Source organism: Candidatus Zixiibacteriota bacterium, from assembly GCA_016933955.1.
Lineage (GTDB): Bacteria > Zixibacteria > MSB-5A5 > GN15 > PGXB01 > JAFGTT01.
The window spans coordinates 85,064-103,666 of the sequence record JAFGTT010000036.1; the positions used below are offsets into that span (position 1 = coordinate 85,064).

Here is an 18,603-nt window from a genome sequence, read left to right on the forward strand (position 1 = left end):
GTTAGATTATTTAGTATGTTCCTTAATGTAGCTGATGGCGTCACCAACCGAGGTTATTTTCTCGGCATCTTCATCAGGAATTTCCAGTGAAAATTCTTCTTCTAACGCCATCACCAGTTCCATGGTGTCCAGAGAATCGGCACTCAGGTCATCAATAAACTTGGCCGACTCAGTCACCTGCGAGGCATCCACCCCAAGTTGTTCAACAATCAGGTCTTTCACTTTCTGTGAGATTTCTTGAGACATCGATTCTACTCCTCAATTTATTAACCGTTTAAAAATTGATTCCAATTCTAACACATAAAAAGGCCGCCGTCAACACCAATAATTTGCCCGGTGATATAGGCCGCTTCATCGGAGGCCAGAAAAGCCACAGCCGCCGCAACATCATCGGGTGATCCGAATTTTCTCAACGGCGTCGACTGCATATAGGCTTCCCGAACCTCTTGCGGAAGATTTTTTGTCATCTCGGTTTCGATAAAGCCCGGCGCAATGGCATTGACGGTGATATTCCGGGAAGCCAGTTCCCTGGCCGCCGATTTAGTCAGGCCGATTACCCCTGCTTTGGAAGCTGAGTAATTGGCCTGGCCGGCATTCCCCATTCTCCCAACTATCGAAGATATATTGATTATCCGGCCGGATCGTTGCTTAATCATAATTTTGGCAGCCGCCTGGGTCACCAGGAAAGTCCCTTTTAAATTAACCCTGATCACGGTATCCCAGGCATCTTCAGTCATCCGCAAAATCAGCGCATCCCTGGTAATGCCGGCATTGTTAATAACAATATCGATTGAGTCAAAGGCCGCAATCGTTTCCTCAATCAGTTTTTTAACATCATCAGATTTGGAGACGTCGGCCCGCACCGCAATCGTATTATAACCCTTTTGGGCAAATTCCGCCGCGGTGGTTTCGGCCAGATCCATCTGAACATCGGAGATTACCACTCGAGCGCCATAACCAGCCAATTTCGCGGCGATGGCCTTGCCCAAACCACGGGCCGATCCAGTGATCAAAGCTGTTTTGTTTTTAAAATCCATTTTATTCCCTGACGATCAGGTTAATTCTTCCAAATCTTTCAGAGTATCCAGGTTTATAAGTCGCGCACTCTTGAGTTCCCTCTTGGCCAACCCGACCAGGACTTTTCCGGGGCCAATTTCAATAACGGTATCAATTCCGTTTTGCCCGAAATATTGGAGAGTATGATACCATCTGACCGGGGCGGTCAGTTGCTTCACCTGGAGCGATTTCAATACCTCGGGATCTCTTTCAACCTCACCGGTCACATTGGTAACTATATCTATCCGTGGTACCTGATACTCCACCTTTTCCAGATAATCCTTCATACCATCACAAGCCGACTCCATCAAGGGCGAATGAAAAGCCCCGCCGACATTGAGAGGAATGGTCTTCTTGGCCCCCTTTTCCTTACATAACCGACAGGCTTCTTCGACTCCAGAATTTTCGCCTGAAATAACTATTTGTATCTCGGAATTGAAATTAGCCGGAACAACCACTCCTTTGGCCGAGGCCTCGCGGCAGGCATCTGCGGTTTTTTCCTCATCCAGGCCCATAATCGCGGCCATGGTGCCGTCGTTTTTCCGGCAGGCTTCCTCCATTAAAGAGGCTCTGCGGATAACCGCCTTGATGGCCGATTCGAAATCAATTACCCCGGCCAAAGCCAGTGAACCATATTCCCCCAGCGAATGCCCTGCTGTTAAATCGGCCTGAGGCAATCGGTCTTTTAATACTGTTAAAACCGCCAGGGAATGAAGAAGAATGGCTGGTTGCGTGAATCTGGTTCGGGTCAATGTGTCCCCGGGACCATCAAAAGACAGCCTGGCAATATCCTCGCCGATTTCATCAGAGGCAATCTCGTACAACCGGCGAACCTCGACATCGGATTCATAAAAGTCTTTACCCATACCGACATACTGCGAAGCCTGTCCGGGAAAAACAACAGCTACCTTACCCATAGAAAACCCTACCATCTCATTACAGCCGAGGCCCAGGTCAGACCGCCTCCAAAAGCCGCCATCAGGATATAATCACCATCCTTGATTCGGCCGCTTCTGACAGCTTCATCGAGGGCAATGGGAACTGATGCGGCCGAAGTATTTCCATATTTGGCTATATTCAGAAATACGCGATCCATGGGAATCCCCAGGCGTTTAGCAGTCGAGGTTATAATTCTCATGTTGGCCTGATGCGGTACCATAAGATTTATATCATCGCCGGTCAAGCCGGCCTTTCTTATCACATAGAATGAAGCCTCAGCCATCTGGCGAACAGCATGCTTGAAAACCTCACTGCCATTCATTTTGATGTTATAAGAACCGTTGCAGTTGGTTTTGCCGTAAGGATTACTACTGCCACCGTTGGGAATCCATAAGAGCTGATCCTGACGGCCATCGGATTTAAGATATGTGGATAGCACTCCTCGTTTTTCATCAGTAGGCACAACCACCGCCGCCCCGGCGCCGTCACCGAAAAGAACACAGGTGTTGCGGTCAGTGTAATCGGTAATGGAAGACAACTTCTCCGCTCCCAAAACCAGGACTCTTTTAAAATGGCCGGTTTTAATGTAAGCATCGGCAATTGAGAGACCATGCAAAAAACCAGCACAGGCCGCCACAATATCCATGGCCGCGGCATTAACCAATCCCATCTTCTTCTGGATGATGCAGGCCATTGATGGCAACCGGAAATCCGGGGTGACCGTTCCGACCAAAACCAGGTCTATATCATCAGGTTTCAATCCGGCCATTTCGAGGGCCTTCCGGCCGGCATTCATACTCATATCCGAATTGGCTTCGCCATCGAAACAGATACGGCGTTCCTCGATACCGGTCCTGGAGACAATCCACTCATCGGAGGTTTCAACCATCTTTTCGAGATCGGCGTTAGTCAGACGACGGGAGGGAACGTATGACCCTATTCCCACTATCCTGCTGTTCATCTATCTGTCCGTTCTTTGCATTTTTCGATCCGTTTTCATTCAGCACCAATTCATCGCGGATATTATCCACTATTCGATGGCTGACCATCTTGGCCGCGGCAATCACGGCATTCTTGATTGCTTTCGGCGAGGACCTTCCATGACAAATCATACATACCCCGTTAATACCCAGAAGAGGAGCTCCGCCATACTCGGAATAGTCAAAGGTTTTTCGGAGACGTCGCAGGAAGGGCGTCATCAGAGCCGCCCCCAAACGCGAGAAGATATTTGTCTGAACCTGATGCTTGATCGATCGGGTTAAAAAACCTTCCACCGACTCTGCGAATTTAAGGACGACATTACCGACAAAACCATCGGTAACAACCACATCGGCGCGCCCCGAAAGAATATCCCGACCTTCGACATTCCCGATGAAATTCAATCCGGATTGCTTCAGTAACTCCCAGGTATTGACCGTCTGATCATTACCTTTACTTTTTTCCTCGCCGATTGACAGCAGGCCAACTTTGGGCGAGGTCCGGCCGGTCATCAATGAGGCATAAACCGAGCCCATGACACCGAACTGATAGAGATGACTCGGCTTACAATCGACATTGGCACCCACATCCAGAACCAATGTGGGAACGCCCTGAGAACTGGGAAAGAGACCGGCAATGGCCGGGCGGCTGATTCCCTCAATCTTGCCCAGGCCGAAAACCGAGGAGGCCATAACAGCCCCGGTGTTGCCTGCCGAGACGAAGGCATCGGCCCGTTTTTCTTTCTGCATTGCCAAACCGACCGCAATCGAGGAGGTTTTCTTGCGAATTCCTTCGGTAGGCGCATCGCTCATCGCCACCGCATGACGGGCGAATTCAACGGCTATATTTTTGGGCAGATCTTTCTGCAGTTCCATAAAATCGCCAATGACTTCGCGCTTGCCGACAAAAGCCACATTCAGTCGATCGCCCATTTCGCGGGCGGCTTGGACTCCTCCCTCCATTATGGAGTCCGGACTGCTGTCAGCCCCCATAATATCCAGGGCAATGGTTATAGCCTCTTTTTGATTTTGACCCATAATTATTCAGCCCGTGCCGGATACGACTATGCCTCTTTGGGCTCTCTAACCATCTCCCCCTTGTAATAGCCGCAATGGGGGCAAATGTGGTGCGACAGTTTAGGCTGATGACATTGGGTACATTCAACTACATTAGGAGCAGTCAGTGTCCAGTGGGTTCTTCTTTTCCGTCCGCGGGTTCGCGAATGTCTTCTCTTGGGCAGTGCCATTTTCTTTCCTTACCAGCAAAAATGTATCTATTCCAGAAGATCTTTTAAACCTTCCCATCTTTCGTCAATTTCTTCAATCTTACAGTCGCAGGTTTCTTCGTTCAAATTGGCCCCGCAACCGGGACAAAGTCCCTTACACTCGGGGTCACACAGCGGTTTCAAGGGAACCGCCAGAATAAGCGCCTGCCTGATCACTTCGGTCAATTCGACAACCGGCCGCCCGGCCTCTACATGTATAATATCAGCCCCCTGGTCTTTGGATAATACAGATTCGCCTAAAGAGGTTTTGATAATAAAAACCAGTTCTCCTGTTAAATCCGTATCAAACAATGCCAGACAACGAGAGCACTCCTGCTCTACGGGAATCATTACCTGACCCTGGCAATAATACTCATCCCGGACCTTTTGAATCGTCAATCTCAGACTCATCAGGTCGCGAAAAGAAACTCCTTCAATTCCAAAATCAGCGCTATCCGCTTCAAAATCGACCGCTACTGAAGCCGGAAATTCCTCAAAATCACGTAAGTCTATATTCATAACTTAACTTTAGAGATTACTCAATAGTCACTCCAAAGTCAAGCCAAAAGTATTCACGAATGAGCCTAACAACTCAATCGGAGGAATGGTTCCCGAGTGATTGTAGGGTGATTATTCTTCCCCGGAAGTGGCTACCCTGATACGATTTCGGGCCCGTTCCAGAGCCTTGTGAGCACGCGGAAGATCAATCTCGCCGGCAGCGTTTACCAGCCGTTTCTTGGCCCGTTCCAGAGCGCCGCGGGCTCTTTCCAGATCGATATCGGAAACGAATTCCACGGAATCGGCCAGTAGAGTGGCATGGTTTGACGATACCTCGAAAAAACCATAAGAGACTGCCATAAGTATCTCTTCATGGGATTTTTCCCTGATCGTCACTTTACCCGGCACAATAGCCGTGATAAGGGGGGCGTGATCGGTCAACACCCCCAGATAACCCTCGATTCCCGGGACAATCAGAGATTCTATCTCACCTTCATAAAATATCTTCTGAGGTGTAACAATCGTCAAATTATACATACCGGGCCGCCGCTATTTCATTTTCTCGTAGTTTTCCAGAACCTCATCAATGCCGCCGACCATATAAAAGGCCTGTTCCGGAATATGATCAAACTCGCCATCCGCGATTTGTTTGAAGCTTTTGATAGTATCTTCCAGCTTAACATAGCGCCCGGATTTCCCGGTAAAGGCCTCCGCTACGAAGAAAGGCTGTGACAGGAATTTCTGCATTTTGCGGGCCCGGGAAACCAGCAGCTTGTCATCCTCGGACAACTCATCAATACCCAGAATTGCAATAATGTCCTGAAGATCCTTATAGCGCTGAAGGATTTGCTGGACTCTGCGAGCGACCTGGTAATGTTCCTCGCCGACAATATGCGGATCGAGAATACGCGAGGTAGAGTCGAGCGGGTCGACTGCCGGATAGATACCCAATTCTGCGATCTGCCTCGAAAGCACCGAGGTAGCATCAAGATGTGAGAAGGCCGTCGCCGGAGCAGGGTCGGTCAGGTCATCGGCCGGTACATAAATAGCCTGCACCGAAGTAATCGAACCGGCTTTGGTTGAGGTAATTCGTTCCTGCAGGGCACCCATTTCGGTTCCCAGAGTCGGCTGGTAACCGACCGCAGATGGCATCCGGCCCAGAAGAGCTGAGACTTCCGAACCAGCCTGAGTGAATCGGAATATATTATCGATAAAAATCAGAACATCCTGGTGTTCTTCATCCCGGAAGAATTCGGCCATGGTCAAGCCCGACAGGCCGACCCGGAGTCGCGCTCCCGGAGGTTCGTTCATCTGCCCAAAAACCATCACGGTTTTAGTAATAACGCCGGATTCCTTCATTTCCAGCCAGAGATCGTTACCCTCACGGGTCCTTTCTCCTACCCCGCAAAAAACCGAAAAACCGCCGTGTTCGGTGGCCACCGAACGGATCAATTCCTGGATTAACACTGTCTTGCCGACACCGGCGCCGCCAAAGAGGCCAACTTTACCGCCCTTGGGATAAGGCTCCAGAAGATCCACAACCTTGATGCCGGTTTCAAGAATTTCAGTCGAAGTGTCCTGATCTTCGAAAGCCGGGGCGGGTCGGTGAATCGGATACCGTTTCATATCCTTGGGAACATCACCAAGATTATCAATCGGGTTCCCGAGCAGGTTAAAAACCCGGCCCAGAGTTTTATCCCCGACTGGAACCGTAATCGGCTGGCCGGTATCGATGGCTTTCATACCGCGCACCAGGCCATCGGTGGAGGCCATGGCCACGCAGCGAACGATATTGTCGCCGATATGATTGGCGGCCTCAACCGTCAGATTAATATTTTTCTCTTTATCCTCGATTTTGATGGCGTTGAGAATCTCCGGCAGATTATCCGAATCGAACTCGCAGTCAACTGTCGGCCCGATAACCTGCACTACTTTACCGATATTTTCAGCCATTTAAACTCGCTCCATTTATTACTGTAATATTTTTTCACAAATTAACCCCTTAACGCCTCGGCCCCACCGACAATATCCAAAAGTTCTTTGGTAATCGCCGACTGGCGGGCTTTGTTATATTGCAAAGTCAGGGTATCGATCATCTCTCCGGCGTTCTTGGTAGCTGAGCCCATAGCAATCATCCGGGTTCCGTGTTCCGAAGCGAACGAATCGGCCAGCGCCGTAACCATTTTGGTCAGGGCATAACGCGGCATCAAATCGGCGAAAATCGCTTCCGGCGACGGTTCGAAAATGTAGTCAAGGCGGCTCTCGTCGCCGGCCTTGATGTCCGGCCGCTCAACCGGAAGATAAGAGGCATGAGTGATAAGGTACTTGACCGTTGAAACAAACTGTGTATATATCATCGAAATTTCATCGGTATTACCCTCCAGGAACCGCCGCGTCAGAAAATCCACGATATCTTTGCTTTTATTGTAATCGAGGTTCCCCGACCAGTCTTTGTACAGCCCTATTATCGGCCATTCCCTTCGCTTATAGAAATCATGACCTTTTTTCCCGATCAGCAGTAACTCGATATTTTCAGGGCTTTTATCGGCCAGCCATTCCTGGGCCCGGCGGATAATATTGGAATTGAAAGAACCGCACATTCCCTTATCCGAAGTAACCAGTACCAGAGTCCGTTTCTTGATTTCACGTTCGTCGAAAAACGGATGCATCAATCCGCCGCTTGAAGCGGCCGACAGATGATGTAGTATATGGTCCAGCTTCTCCGAATACGGACGGACTTCCATAATCCGCATCTGCGCTCGCCGCAGTTTAGCCGCCGCAACCATTTCCATCGCCTTGGTAATCTGACGGGTGGAAATGACCGACTTAATTCTTTTCTTTACTTGGCGAAGTGTAGGCATACTCTATCTTCAGACCTTAAACTGCGCAATAAATTGTTCCGCGGCCTGCTTCAGCTTCTCCTGAGTGGCATCCGTAATAACCTTCTCCTTGTCAATATTCACTTCAATATCCGGGAATTTTTCAGCGCAGAATTTAAAGAAACCTTTTTCGAATTCAGCTATCCGGCTTTTGGGTATTTTATCCAGGTGACCGCTGGTACCGCACCAGATAATCATAACCTGGTGAGATAATTTCATCGGTTCGTACTGCCCCTGCTTGAGAACCTCGACCATTTTCTCGCCGCGGGTCAATTGCCGCTGTGTGGCGGCATCGAGGTCGGAACCGAATTGGGCGAATGCCGCCAGTTCACGATACTGGGCCAGATCGAGGCGGAGAGAACCACCGACCTTTTTCATAGCCTTGGTCTGGGCGTTGCCGCCTACCCGAGAAACCGAGATACCGACATTGATGGCCGGACGGACTCCAGAATAAAATAAATCCGTCTCCAGAAAAATCTGACCATCGGTGATGGAAATCACGTTAGTCGGAATGTACGCCGAGACGTCGCCGGCCTGGGTTTCGATGACCGGCAGGGCCGTCAGAGAACCGCCGCCTAAATCATCTCTTAGCTTGGCCGCCCTTTCCAGCAATCGAGAGTGCAGATAAAATACATCGCCGGGATAGGCTTCCCGTCCCGGGGGCCGTCTCAAAAGCAGTGAAAGCTGACGGTACGCGGTGGCGTGCTTGGACAAATCGTCGTAGACCACGACCACATGTTTTTTATTGTACAGAAATTCCTCGCCAATAGCCGCCCCCGCATACGGAGCAATAAACTGCATGGGGGCCGGATCCGAGGCATTGGCGGCAACAATGGTAGTATACTCCATGGCGCCATGTTCTTCGAGAATCTTGGCCACCTTGGCCACGGTTGAGGTTTTCTGTCCGATGGCTACATAGATGCAGAAAATATCGGTCCCCTTCTGATTGATAATGGTATCAATCGCCAGGGCTGTTTTACCGGTCCCGCGGTCGCCGATAATCAACTCGCGCTGGCCGCGGCCAATCGGAATCATCGAATCAATTGCTTTGAGACCGGTTTGTACCGGCTCTTTAACCGGCTGTCTCTCGGTTACACCGGGAGCCCGGCCTTCTAATACACGGAATTTATCAGTGGCAATCGGTCCCTTGCCGTCCAGCGGCTGACCGATGGGATTGACCACCCGGCCTATCATGGCATCGCCGACCGGGACCGAGGCTACCCGGCCCGTCCTGCGAACAGCGTCGCCTTCTTTGACGGCGGTAACATCACCGAAAATGGCGGCCCCGACCGAATCTTCCTCAAGGTTGAGAACCAAACCCATAATTTCACCGGGAAACTCGATCAGCTCGGACATCATCACATCTTCCAGGCCCCAGATACGAGCAATACCGTCACCGACCTGAAGAACCGTACCAACCGATTCCATCTCCAGCTTGGTTTCGTAACCTTGGACTTCTTTCTTGATTATTGAAGAGACTTCTTCAGGGTTTAAGCCCATATCTATACCTCAATTGAATAAAACTAATTTCTTCCAACAGTCCTTAACTTCATCATCGCCGCCCCGGTACAAATAACCGGCGGCTGTAAAAATTATCTCATTCCTCACGATCGGTCCAGTAACAGCCAGGATGATTTCCTAATGCACCTTCACTTTCATCAGTCGATTTTTCAACTGACTCAGTCCGTACCGAATGGACCCGTCTATAATCTGATTGTGTAGCATGACCACCATACCGCCAATCAACGATTTGTCTATTTTTTCATCCAGCTCGATTTTCATCGAGGTTTTCTTTTGCAGTTTCGCGATTAAAGCATTCCGCTCCTGATCGGTAATCGGGTGGGCCGTCAGGCAGATGGCCCTGGCCAGCCCTTTGTGTTCCCGAATCAATTCGTCCAGGTAATCGACAATATCCGGAAGGTATTGAAACCTCCGTTTCTCCATCAAAACCTGGAGAAAGTCAAAGAAAGGAACCTCAAGACGGCCTTTGAAAGCCGTTTCGACCAGCGCTTTTTTCTTCCGGTCACTGATCTGCGGGGCGGTCATGAAATTGATCAGGGTTTCATCCTTTTTCAGATATTGGGCCAGAGCACTGAACTGCTCCCAGGCCTGATCAATCAGTTTCCGTTCCGCGGCAATCTCAAAAAGAGCCGTGGCATATTTTTTGGCAACCTGTTGAGCCAGCATATTATTACGCTTTCTCCACGTTGTCGATAAATTTGCCGATCAACTCCCGTTCTTTCTTCTCATCGAGCTTCTCGTGAAGAATCTTCTCGGCGGCCGTAAGGGTGATTCGGACCATATCTTCCTTGAGATGCACCTTGGCTTTAGCGACATCGCGGTCGAGCTGCTCGTTGGTGCGCGAGATAATCCCGCGGGCGTCATCCTGAGCACTCATCTTGATATCCGAAGCCAGCTTATTGGCCTCGTTAACCGCCTCGGCGATCTTCTGGCGCCGTTCCGCCTCGATATTCTTCAATTTCCCTTCATAATCGGCTTTGAGTACTTCGGCCGCGGCTTTCTCTTTCTCGATCTTCTTGAACTCATCGATTATTTTCTGGCGCCGCTCATCCATCATCCCCAGAAGCGGCTTCCAGGCGAATTTCTTCAGAAGCCAAACCGTGATCAAAAACCCGATTATGTGGGTTATTACTTGATATATTTCAAGATTCATTTATAATCTCCAACTCACAGTTGGTGAATTGCCGTTATCTCCTCAAACTCAATACAATCTTAGCCGATTTTGCCCATGAGAAGCAGGAGACCGACTAGAGCATAAATGGTCAACGCTTCGATAAATGCGGCACCGATAATCATACCCGTCTGAATCTTGCCGGCCGCTTCCGGCTGACGACCCATGGCTTCCATCGCCGAACCGACAGCCTTACCGAGTCCCAGACCCGAACCAATAGCCGCGACAGAAACCGCAATCGGCAACGCAAATGACAATGCAGTTTGGTAATCCATTTTTTCCTCCAAATTGACGTTACTTAAATACTATATTATTATTTTAATTTCTTTCCAATCAATGATGCTCCTCGTGGGGCAACATCATATAAAAATAAATGGTCGACAACATCGTGAACACCAGCGCCTGAATGGTCGAGGTCAACAGGGCCAGTAAAATAAAAGGTATCTGGAACGGGAATCCCACCGGGGATCCAAAGATATTCATAAACATAATTCCCAGCATCACAAAAGCACCAATAAGAATATCCTCGCCGGTGACATTACCGAAAAGACGAAGCGCCAGTGAGAACGGTTTGGCCAGCTCGCCGACAATATGAATCGGCAGATTTATGGGAGCTAGGGCCCAGGTCACGGCATCATTGGGTGAACCGAGCAGGTGATGGAAATATTTCCACAGCCCCAGTCGTTTTATACCGGTGTATTGAACATATAGAAACACCGTAATAGCCAGACCGGCGGTAGTGTTGATTGATGATGTGGATGATTTGAAAAAGGGAATCAAACCGGCCAGGTTCATAAACCAGATATATATAAACAGGGTTCCCAAAAACGGCGTGAACTGCCTGGCTTCCTTGCCCATGACCGATTCGAACAGGTTAAACAATCCTTCCAGAATCATTTCGACAAGATTCTGCAACCGATCCGGAATTAACTGCCGGCGGCGATAGGTGATAACCGCCATGGTTATCATGAACAGAGAGATCACCCCGGCGAAAATCAGGGTATCATAATGATGAGCAAAAGTTTTATTGATAAAAGTGATCAGATTGGGGAGTTCAGGAACCCCGCCGCCTCCCTCGCCGTGACCACCGGCGGCATGTTCCGCCCCGTGTTCGGCCGTTTCTTGGACGGCCGTAAGAATATAAAATAGAAGCTTGTTATACACTCTTCAAACTTTCCTGTCTATTTTTTATATCAGTGTTATCCATTTTTAAAATGGTTCGGCCGACTGCCTTGAGTACAATCACCAGAAGCACCACGGTGAATCCGATCAGCAATAGCACGGGGTTGAAATAATCGGAAGTTACCAGAAAATATCCGGCGGCGTAAAGAAGCGGGAATTTTACCAGAAGCATCACCAGGGCGGTTGTTTTATCCACTCCATCGGGCCTTAGTGAACTGCGCACCAACCGTTCCAGAAAATGCAGGTTAATCATACCCCAGATTATACCGGTGAAAACTGAAAGGGCGGATACGAAACCGTAATAGAAGGATCCAAAAATGAGAATCAACAATGCCAATAAGCCCGATGTTTTCAATGTTCTGGTGATGAATCCTGTATCCATTGCCAACTAGCTCATCAATTCGAATCCTGTTCGGCTTTTTTAATGATCCCGTAAATTTCGCGCCCGGAGGCGATAAATCCGAAAATCAAAAACAGGATCAACAGGTATGGTTCAGTGCCAAGCTTGCTATCGAGCCAGCGACCGATAAGAAACCCCACCACTGGTCCCACAACCAGCAGGATGGGTATAGTCCCCAGCAGGCCCAGCTGCCGAATTTGATTCCTTCCCTTAGCCTTCTTGGGCTCCTTCGACCCGGGCATAAAACACCCATAAGTCACACAATTAAAGATTTGAAATATAGTCCCTCGGCCATAAAAGTCAATAGAAAATGTCGAGGAAAAGTGAAAAATTTCACGTTTAGACTGAATTTTGACAGCAATTTGCCGCCCTTATAAAACTTATAATAAAATCAGGGCCATAGAGATAACAGCAATTATCGACATTGGACTAAAATTAGTTGATATACGTATAAGATGCAAATCGATCAAAACCAATATTTCGAAATAATCGCCTGGTTTTCACGGATATTCTCCCATAAGTAAAACGGGTAATCACAGGATCGCCCATGATATTTATCCAAATCCCAAACTTGATTTTATTCCGCCGTCAACCAGTAATCCCTCGGATACAGTCGATAGACTGTCTGTGGCGATTCGGTTTCGGCAATATATCTCTCCAGCGATTCAAACTGGGATTCCGGACCGACCACAAAGAAAAGTCCATCGCGACTTTGTGACACCGGCGTGCCATAACCGATAATAACCGGACCATATACCGCTTCCATACGCTTCTCAATAATATCATACAGCTCGGCCTGCTTCCTGATATCAAGGACTTTCTGTCGGAAATTGCTGATCCGCTCGGGGGTGTATCCATCAGTCAGGTCAGCGGCCATATCCCGTCCGCGGCTTTCATAACGCGATGGTGCGCGCGAAAATCCGAAGACCTGGGCAATGGCGTAATCGGTCAGGGTGGAATCATATTGGGCGTTTTTCAATTCTCCGGCCACAAATCGCATGGTCTCGGCAACATCGGGACAGCGTTCGGCATAGTACGATACTCGACCATTACCCTGGTCATAAGTATATCCGTTGCTGTAGGCCAGCCCGGCCGCCCAGGTTTTCATAAACAACCCGTGCGGTCCGCCTCCGCCCATCAATTTACCGGAGAGACAATCGAGGACGGCGGTGGTCGAAGTATCGTAAAACGGTTCGGCAATCCTGGCCGAAAAGATAAGAGCGCCGTTATTGGTACCGGTATGTACCAATCCTACAAATTTCGGATTATCAGCCTCGGGATGACGGCTTTTGAGCCGTTCGGCAACTCGCTTGGTGGGTTCATAATTTTGATAAATCGACCTGGCTGTACCATCCAGATCGGCTACCAAGGTATTAATTTTTCCCATGACCGCCTTCCGGTCGGAGGAATTAGATACCATATACATACGGGCATTGTCGACTCGACGGATTAAATTTAAGATCTGGTTAATTTCGGCAATCGCCGTTTCCGGTTCGACCATCAGGTCATCTTTGGTTTCCCGGCACAGGTAAGCCCAGTCTCTTTCAAGATCGGCATCGGGAATATCGGACAGGGTTGCCTTGAGCGAGATATAAATTTCCCGGGCGATTTTATTGGACGGCTCGGCTAATTGTCTGACTATCTCCATAATTCTGGAAGCCGGTTCATCATCTGCCGGGCCCTGATCGGCATCAAGGACCGAAAGCAAAGACTGCAGTTGATCGCGGTTCCGACCAATCCCGGAGGCGGCCAGAATTTCGAGAATTTCCGATAAACCGGCCCGCTCTTTTTCCGCCCCCGGATCAGTAAACATCCATTTCAGACGCTGGAAATGATGAGTCTGAGTCAAAAAACAGGCGGTCGTCATAATAAGAGGATTTTCCTGGTATTTATAGCCCGCGGCCGGAATAGAAAGCCAGTACTCCTCAGAACCCTTGGTACGGTTACGGGACGATTGAATTGACTGATCGATGAGATCAATGATTCTTGGGATATTCTCGACAGCCAGATAAGGGGAATAGAGCGAAAATCGCATCCAGTCCAAAGCGTTATCTAATTCCGCCGGGTTGCTTCCCGCCCCGGTCAAAAGTAGTTCCACGCGACCGGTTTGATTGTTGCGCTCGAATCCGGCCGAAAGATTCAATACTTCCCGGCGTAATCGCTCTTGCATTTCATCATAAGTCACCTTCCGGCCATTTTCATAAACGCCAATCTCGGTAAGTAGATCCGGCAGTAACGGCACATAGACCATTTTCGATTCGGGAATAACATCGAGCCTCATGGCCAGGTTGACTTCAGAAGAGGTCATATTCTCAAAAGTGGAAGCCACCAGTGGCACCCCGCCGGACAGTATCATGGTTTCATAAATTAATTGATCGTCAAGAGTCAAGGGCGGATTGTCGATGAATCCGGGCAATTCGTCGCTGGCCGCCAAAGCCTCAAGTTCCGTGGTTTTGGCATCAAATTCCTTCTTATATTCACGGATGGCCAGTTGGGTGTCATCCACCCCGTATTTCTTTTTAAAATCCTCGACATATCCGGCCAGCCGATGTTGTTTTGCTTCATTTTTTTCTTTCAGCATACCGGGATTTGGGATTGCCCCGAGGGCGTACGGTTTGGTCTCAATCAGGTGCCAATCCTTAATCTTCTCGTTCCAGATATTGCCATCAAGATTAAGCAGGCTGTCGATGTAATCAAACCGCTCACTCAGCATAAGCGATTTGTGAAAACCGCTTTCATCCTCAAGATTTTTCAGCATATCCAGCCATTGGCCCGATATACCTCGATATCCAAACATGGGTGGTGAATTAAGAGCATTCTCAATCTGCTTGCGAGCCTGCAATAGATGACTCCTGGCACGATCGTTAAATTTGTTTAATTCCGCTGAACCGGCGGGATATTCGGCAATTTCCCTGATCGCCGCAACAACCATATTCCGGACACTGTCAATCATCGGTTGATTAATCATGCGGTTGGTAATACCGTTCATACCAAGATACACCGAAATACCCTGATCGGAATCAAGACCGGCATAGAGGCTGGTAGCGCCAATATCAATTTTACGGGTTTCGGAATTGATGAACAGATCATAAAGATTCGAAGTCTGGCTGTTTGCGAAAGTGGTTACAAATAATTCCAGGGCGGCCCGTTCCCGGAAATCGAGTTCCAGATCGGCGGGCCACTCATATTGCATAAAACCGGGATCCTCCGGATTTCCGCTGGGATAATTGACAATTTTGAGAGTCCCGATCGGGGCAGGTTTCTTTGCCGGAAAATCAATACCGCCAATACCCTGGTGAGTGCTGGAATCCGGGTAATCCTGACACCGATTCAGAATTTCATCCATCCGGCCCAGAAAAGAATCCACCGAAATCTCTTCCGGAATGGAAACAATGACACCCATATTAGCCAGGTGATAAGTCCGCCGATGGAAGTCCCACAAATCCTTCGGGATCATGCCCCGCATAACATCAGGATCGCCTCCGGAAACATAGGTGAGAGAGTGATCGTCACCATATACCATGGTACCCAATTCACGCCAGGTATGGTACCACGGTTTTTCAAAGGCGCTCACCATTTCGGTGTATACCGTACCTTTTTCATCGAGACTTAGGGAGCTGTCTTCGGGATCGATATTGATGCCGATATGACAAACCTCGCGCCGAATTTCCTCATCCGTGAAATCCGGATGCAACAGAGCTTGGAGTTTGGCCTCGAAAATTTTATAGAAGGTATCCTCTCCCGCAATGGTGTTAAAATGATAACAAGTATAGTATTGACCGGTGAAAGCACTGCTGCTGGCCAGGGCCATATCTTCAAGGGCCGCCACATAACGACCCCGGTTGCCTTTACCCAGAAGCAGATGCTCGCAGGCGTGAGGTTCACCCTTGCTGGAATATATCGGGGTTTTTACCCAATAGAAAGCCTGCGGAACCGATTGAATCTGCAACAGATCAATAACATAGCCGTAACGCTCTGAAATGAACCTGGCTCCGAAAGCCTTACCCTTGGCATTGTCATAAACATTGGCGGTTTTGAATCCATGAATAACCTGATCGGGCTGTAAATTCTCGAAATATTGGCCGGCAAGGATCGGCGAAAGACAGATCAAGATTACTATTGAAATAAATCCCCAAATCCGCAAAATACGCGCCATAATTAGATTCCTTTCCTGTTATCGAACATAGTTTTTGCCATTCAAGATAGCACACAGGTATCGATTTTACAATTGATTTACACATTTTAAAATTACAATAGTATCATAAATAAGTTTTAACATTTTCTTGATATCTCGGTTATGGATTATTAAAAAGACCCCAAACGTCATATTTTATTAATTATGCCGATTGATAAAAGAAGAATATTTAAAATTAATGATGTTCGGATCGAAATCGGTCCGATAGTGTACTGGATGAGTCGCGATCAGAGAGTCAATGACAACTGGTCCCTTCACTACGCCATGGAACTGGCCGATCATTCCGGCCGGGCCGTCGCCGTAATTTTCAATCTGGTTCCAGAATATCTCGGGGCGACCTTGAGGCAGTATAATTTCATGCTTAAGGGGCTTTGGGAAGTGCAGTCAGGCTTGGAAAAATTAAATATTCCTTTCTTTCTCCTGACCGGCCAACCGGAGGATACCATTCCGAAATTCCTCAGAGCCACCCGGACAGGGGTGTTAATTACGGATTTTTCCCCTCTCAAAATCAATCTTACCTGGCAGGAGAAAATTGCGAAGATAATTAAGATTCCCTTTTATGAAGTGGATAGTCATAATATTGTACCCTGCCGTTATGTATCTAAAAAACAGGAATTTGCGGCCCGTACGATCCGCCCCAAAATAAACCGTATTCTGGATGAATTTCTGACTGAGTTTCCCTCAATAAAAAAACACAAATATCAATGGGTCGGTGATATCCCTCATATAAACTGGACGGGTCTACATAAAAGGCTGAAAATCGACAAATCGGTAAAACCAGTGCCCGACATTCAGCCGGGTCAAAAGGCGGCCATGAAAATTCTAAGCGGTTTTATCAGGACTAAATTGTCGAATTATGCCAACCGCAGAAATAATCCGGATAAAGATTTTCAATCCGGTCTTTCTCCTTATCTCCATTTCGGAAATATAAGCGCCCAGCGAGTAGCCATCGAAGTTCAAAAGGCCAATGGCATTACCGGGGTGAAGGAGTCTTTTCTGGAGGAGTTGATTGTCCGCCGGGAGCTGTCGGATAATTTCTGTTTTTATAATTGCAAATATGATGCCTTTGATGGTTTCCCGGAATGGGCCCGAAAATCACTCGATCAACACCGATCCGATCCACGAGAGTTTATTTATTCGCTTGAACAACTGGAGCAGGCCGAAACTCATGACCGACTCTGGAATACAGCACAGATGGAAATGGTGAAAACGGGCAAGATGCATGGATATATGCGGATGTATTGGGCCAAGAAGATATTGGAATGGAGTCCGTCTCCCGAACGGGCACTGGAAACGGCCATTTATCTTAATGACAGGTATGAGCTGGATGGACGAGATCCGAATGGTTATGCCGGGATTGCCTGGTCAATCGGCGGTGTCCACGACCGACCCTGGCTGGAACGCGAAATATTCGGGAAAATCAGGTTTATGAGTTTTGCCGGATGTAAAAGGAAATTCCATATAGAGAAATATATCGATTTGGTGTTAAAAAAGCAGGCGGGATAATCAAGGATGAAAATATATTCGCTCAGAAGGGAGCAATTAATAAAGAAGCCGCTATCAGAAGTATTTGCTTTTTTTGCAAAGCCCGAAAATCTGGCTTGTCTAACGCCACCATCTCTTGGTTTTCGCATTCTCACACCCACTCCCATAATTATGAAAGAAGGCACCGTGATCGACTATAATATCCGCGTAATGGGCTTCAAATGGCACTGGAAATCGATAATATCGCACTATGAACCTCCTTATAAATTCGTCGATGAACAACTTAAGGGACCGTACAAATCCTGGCACCATACTCACATGTTTATTGAAAAACCGGGAGGAACGTTGGTTATCGATGAAGTCCGTTATGCCATTATAAATAGTCCTTTGGATTCAATAATGCATGTCCTGTACATTAAAAAAAGATTGAATGAAGTATTTGATTATCGTATGAGGAAACTTAAGCGAAAATTCAGTTGAGTTCAACCCGGATTGATTTATGTCCTGATAGTTAATGAATTTTCTATCGAATGGCAATTCCAGGTGATCAAAGGGCGATTTCCGGATAAAGAATATTCAATAATATAAGCGATTCAGATTCCTTCTGATATAACGGATAAAAAAAATCAGGGCGGGGACGTGGGCACCCTGCCCTGTTTTTAATTGCATTAAGGAGCGCAGATTAAGGCGGCGCGGATGCTCACAGACTGGAAGAAATCCGTGGGCGGGCCTGTTAAACACCCGCGCCAGCATGGCAATCTAATACCGGTTCTTATATATATGGCGTGGATCGGAATACCGGCACAAAGCAAGGAAACCATGCGGGGCCTTGTAATAAGCGTTTTTGTTTCTCAGCCATCCAATATTCAGGCCCAAGAAACCATTTTTACATAAGAAACTCCTGTATAATCAGCAATTTAATCTTCGAAATGAATTAATGGCAACTTACGTGCCAAAATTGAAAATTGCGTAAACCGCTAATTTTCAACAGATTAATATCAATCAACATATTGACATTAATAAATAATATTTTAA

At 47.9% G+C, this 18,603-nt stretch carries 20 protein-coding genes; 2 read left to right on the forward strand and 18 right to left on the reverse strand.

The annotated features are described in order from the left end of the window. Positions 1 to 6: 6 nt before the first annotated feature. From JXQ28_13075 to JXQ28_13160, 18 genes are all read right to left on the reverse strand, one after another. Entirely contained in the window at positions 7 to 246 is a 240-nt protein-coding gene (locus JXQ28_13075; GenBank protein ID MBN2278666.1) for an acyl carrier protein, read from the reverse strand. A 47-nt stretch (positions 247 to 293) separates the two neighbouring features. Next, positions 294 to 1,037 carry a 3-oxoacyl-[acyl-carrier-protein] reductase gene (gene fabG, locus JXQ28_13080; protein MBN2278667.1) on the reverse strand — a complete coding sequence of 248 codons (744 nt, stop codon included), beginning with the start codon at positions 1,035 to 1,037 and terminating at the stop codon, positions 294 to 296. 15 nt (positions 1,038 to 1,052) lie between these two features. Beyond that, the gene (gene fabD / locus JXQ28_13085; GenBank protein ID MBN2278668.1) at positions 1,053 to 1,973 is read right to left on the reverse strand and encodes an ACP S-malonyltransferase; all 921 of its coding nucleotides are present in this window, start codon (positions 1,971 to 1,973) and stop codon (positions 1,053 to 1,055) included. Between the two features lie 8 nt (positions 1,974 to 1,981). Next, positions 1,982 to 2,956, reverse strand: coding sequence for a ketoacyl-ACP synthase III (locus JXQ28_13090; GenBank protein ID MBN2278669.1), 975 nt, complete (start codon positions 2,954 to 2,956; stop codon positions 1,982 to 1,984). Beyond that, positions 2,901 to 4,010 carry a phosphate acyltransferase PlsX gene (gene plsX, locus JXQ28_13095; protein MBN2278670.1) on the reverse strand — a complete coding sequence of 370 codons (1,110 nt, stop codon included), beginning with the start codon at positions 4,008 to 4,010 and terminating at the stop codon, positions 2,901 to 2,903. Before plsX ends, JXQ28_13090 begins: the two co-directional genes overlap by 56 nt. Before the next feature lie 26 nt (positions 4,011 to 4,036). Next, positions 4,037 to 4,219, reverse strand: a complete 183-nt coding sequence (gene rpmF, locus JXQ28_13100) for a 50S ribosomal protein L32 (GenBank protein ID MBN2278671.1) — start codon at positions 4,217 to 4,219, stop codon at positions 4,037 to 4,039. 27 nt (positions 4,220 to 4,246) lie between these two features. Further along, positions 4,247 to 4,756, reverse strand: coding sequence for a DUF177 domain-containing protein (locus tag JXQ28_13105; GenBank protein ID MBN2278672.1), 510 nt, complete (start codon positions 4,754 to 4,756; stop codon positions 4,247 to 4,249). Between the two features lie 111 nt (positions 4,757 to 4,867). Next, on the reverse strand, positions 4,868 to 5,272 hold the full coding sequence (gene atpC, locus JXQ28_13110; protein MBN2278673.1) for an ATP synthase F1 subunit epsilon: 405 nt from the start codon (positions 5,270 to 5,272) through the stop codon (positions 4,868 to 4,870). 12 nt (positions 5,273 to 5,284) lie between these two features. After that, positions 5,285 to 6,688, reverse strand: coding sequence for a F0F1 ATP synthase subunit beta (atpD, locus tag JXQ28_13115; protein MBN2278674.1), 1,404 nt, complete (start codon positions 6,686 to 6,688; stop codon positions 5,285 to 5,287). Positions 6,689 to 6,729: 41 nt separating this feature from the next. Next, on the reverse strand, positions 6,730 to 7,596 hold the full coding sequence (gene atpG / locus JXQ28_13120) for an ATP synthase F1 subunit gamma (GenBank protein ID MBN2278675.1): 867 nt from the start codon (positions 7,594 to 7,596) through the stop codon (positions 6,730 to 6,732). Between the two features lie 9 nt (positions 7,597 to 7,605). Continuing rightward, the gene (locus JXQ28_13125; GenBank protein MBN2278676.1) at positions 7,606 to 9,114 is read right to left on the reverse strand and encodes a F0F1 ATP synthase subunit alpha; all 1,509 of its coding nucleotides are present in this window, start codon (positions 9,112 to 9,114) and stop codon (positions 7,606 to 7,608) included. 138 nt (positions 9,115 to 9,252) lie between these two features. Beyond that, complete coding sequence (locus JXQ28_13130) at positions 9,253 to 9,801, reverse strand: F0F1 ATP synthase subunit delta (protein MBN2278677.1); 549 nt, start codon at positions 9,799 to 9,801, stop codon at positions 9,253 to 9,255. Positions 9,802 to 9,805: 4 nt separating this feature from the next. Beyond that, complete coding sequence (gene atpF, locus JXQ28_13135) at positions 9,806 to 10,288, reverse strand: F0F1 ATP synthase subunit B (GenBank protein MBN2278678.1); 483 nt, start codon at positions 10,286 to 10,288, stop codon at positions 9,806 to 9,808. Between the two features lie 59 nt (positions 10,289 to 10,347). Further along, complete coding sequence (gene atpE, locus JXQ28_13140) at positions 10,348 to 10,581, reverse strand: ATP synthase F0 subunit C (protein ID MBN2278679.1); 234 nt, start codon at positions 10,579 to 10,581, stop codon at positions 10,348 to 10,350. A 58-nt stretch (positions 10,582 to 10,639) separates the two neighbouring features. Next, positions 10,640 to 11,470 (reverse strand): F0F1 ATP synthase subunit A, encoded by an 831-nt coding sequence (gene atpB / locus JXQ28_13145; protein ID MBN2278680.1) that lies wholly within the window; start codon positions 11,468 to 11,470, stop codon positions 10,640 to 10,642. Further along, positions 11,463 to 11,870 (reverse strand): hypothetical protein, encoded by a 408-nt coding sequence (locus JXQ28_13150; protein ID MBN2278681.1) that lies wholly within the window; start codon positions 11,868 to 11,870, stop codon positions 11,463 to 11,465. Before JXQ28_13150 ends, atpB begins: the two co-directional genes overlap by 8 nt. 14 nt (positions 11,871 to 11,884) lie before the next feature. Next, positions 11,885 to 12,130 carry an AtpZ/AtpI family protein gene (locus JXQ28_13155; protein ID MBN2278682.1) on the reverse strand — a complete coding sequence of 82 codons (246 nt, stop codon included), beginning with the start codon at positions 12,128 to 12,130 and terminating at the stop codon, positions 11,885 to 11,887. 335 nt (positions 12,131 to 12,465) lie between these two features. After that, positions 12,466 to 16,044 (reverse strand): hypothetical protein, encoded by a 3,579-nt coding sequence (locus JXQ28_13160; GenBank protein ID MBN2278683.1) that lies wholly within the window; start codon positions 16,042 to 16,044, stop codon positions 12,466 to 12,468. 183 nt (positions 16,045 to 16,227) lie between these two features. Here JXQ28_13160 and JXQ28_13165 point away from each other — a divergent pair, with 183 nt between their 5' ends. Together JXQ28_13165 and JXQ28_13170 are read left to right on the forward strand one after the other, a co-directional pair. Next, positions 16,228 to 17,589 carry a deoxyribodipyrimidine photo-lyase gene (locus tag JXQ28_13165; GenBank protein MBN2278684.1) on the forward strand — a complete coding sequence of 454 codons (1,362 nt, stop codon included), beginning with the start codon at positions 16,228 to 16,230 and terminating at the stop codon, positions 17,587 to 17,589. 150 nt (positions 17,590 to 17,739) lie between these two features. Beyond that, positions 17,740 to 18,048, forward strand: a complete 309-nt coding sequence (locus JXQ28_13170; GenBank protein MBN2278685.1) for an SRPBCC family protein — start codon at positions 17,740 to 17,742, stop codon at positions 18,046 to 18,048. Positions 18,049 to 18,603 lie beyond the last annotated feature (555 nt).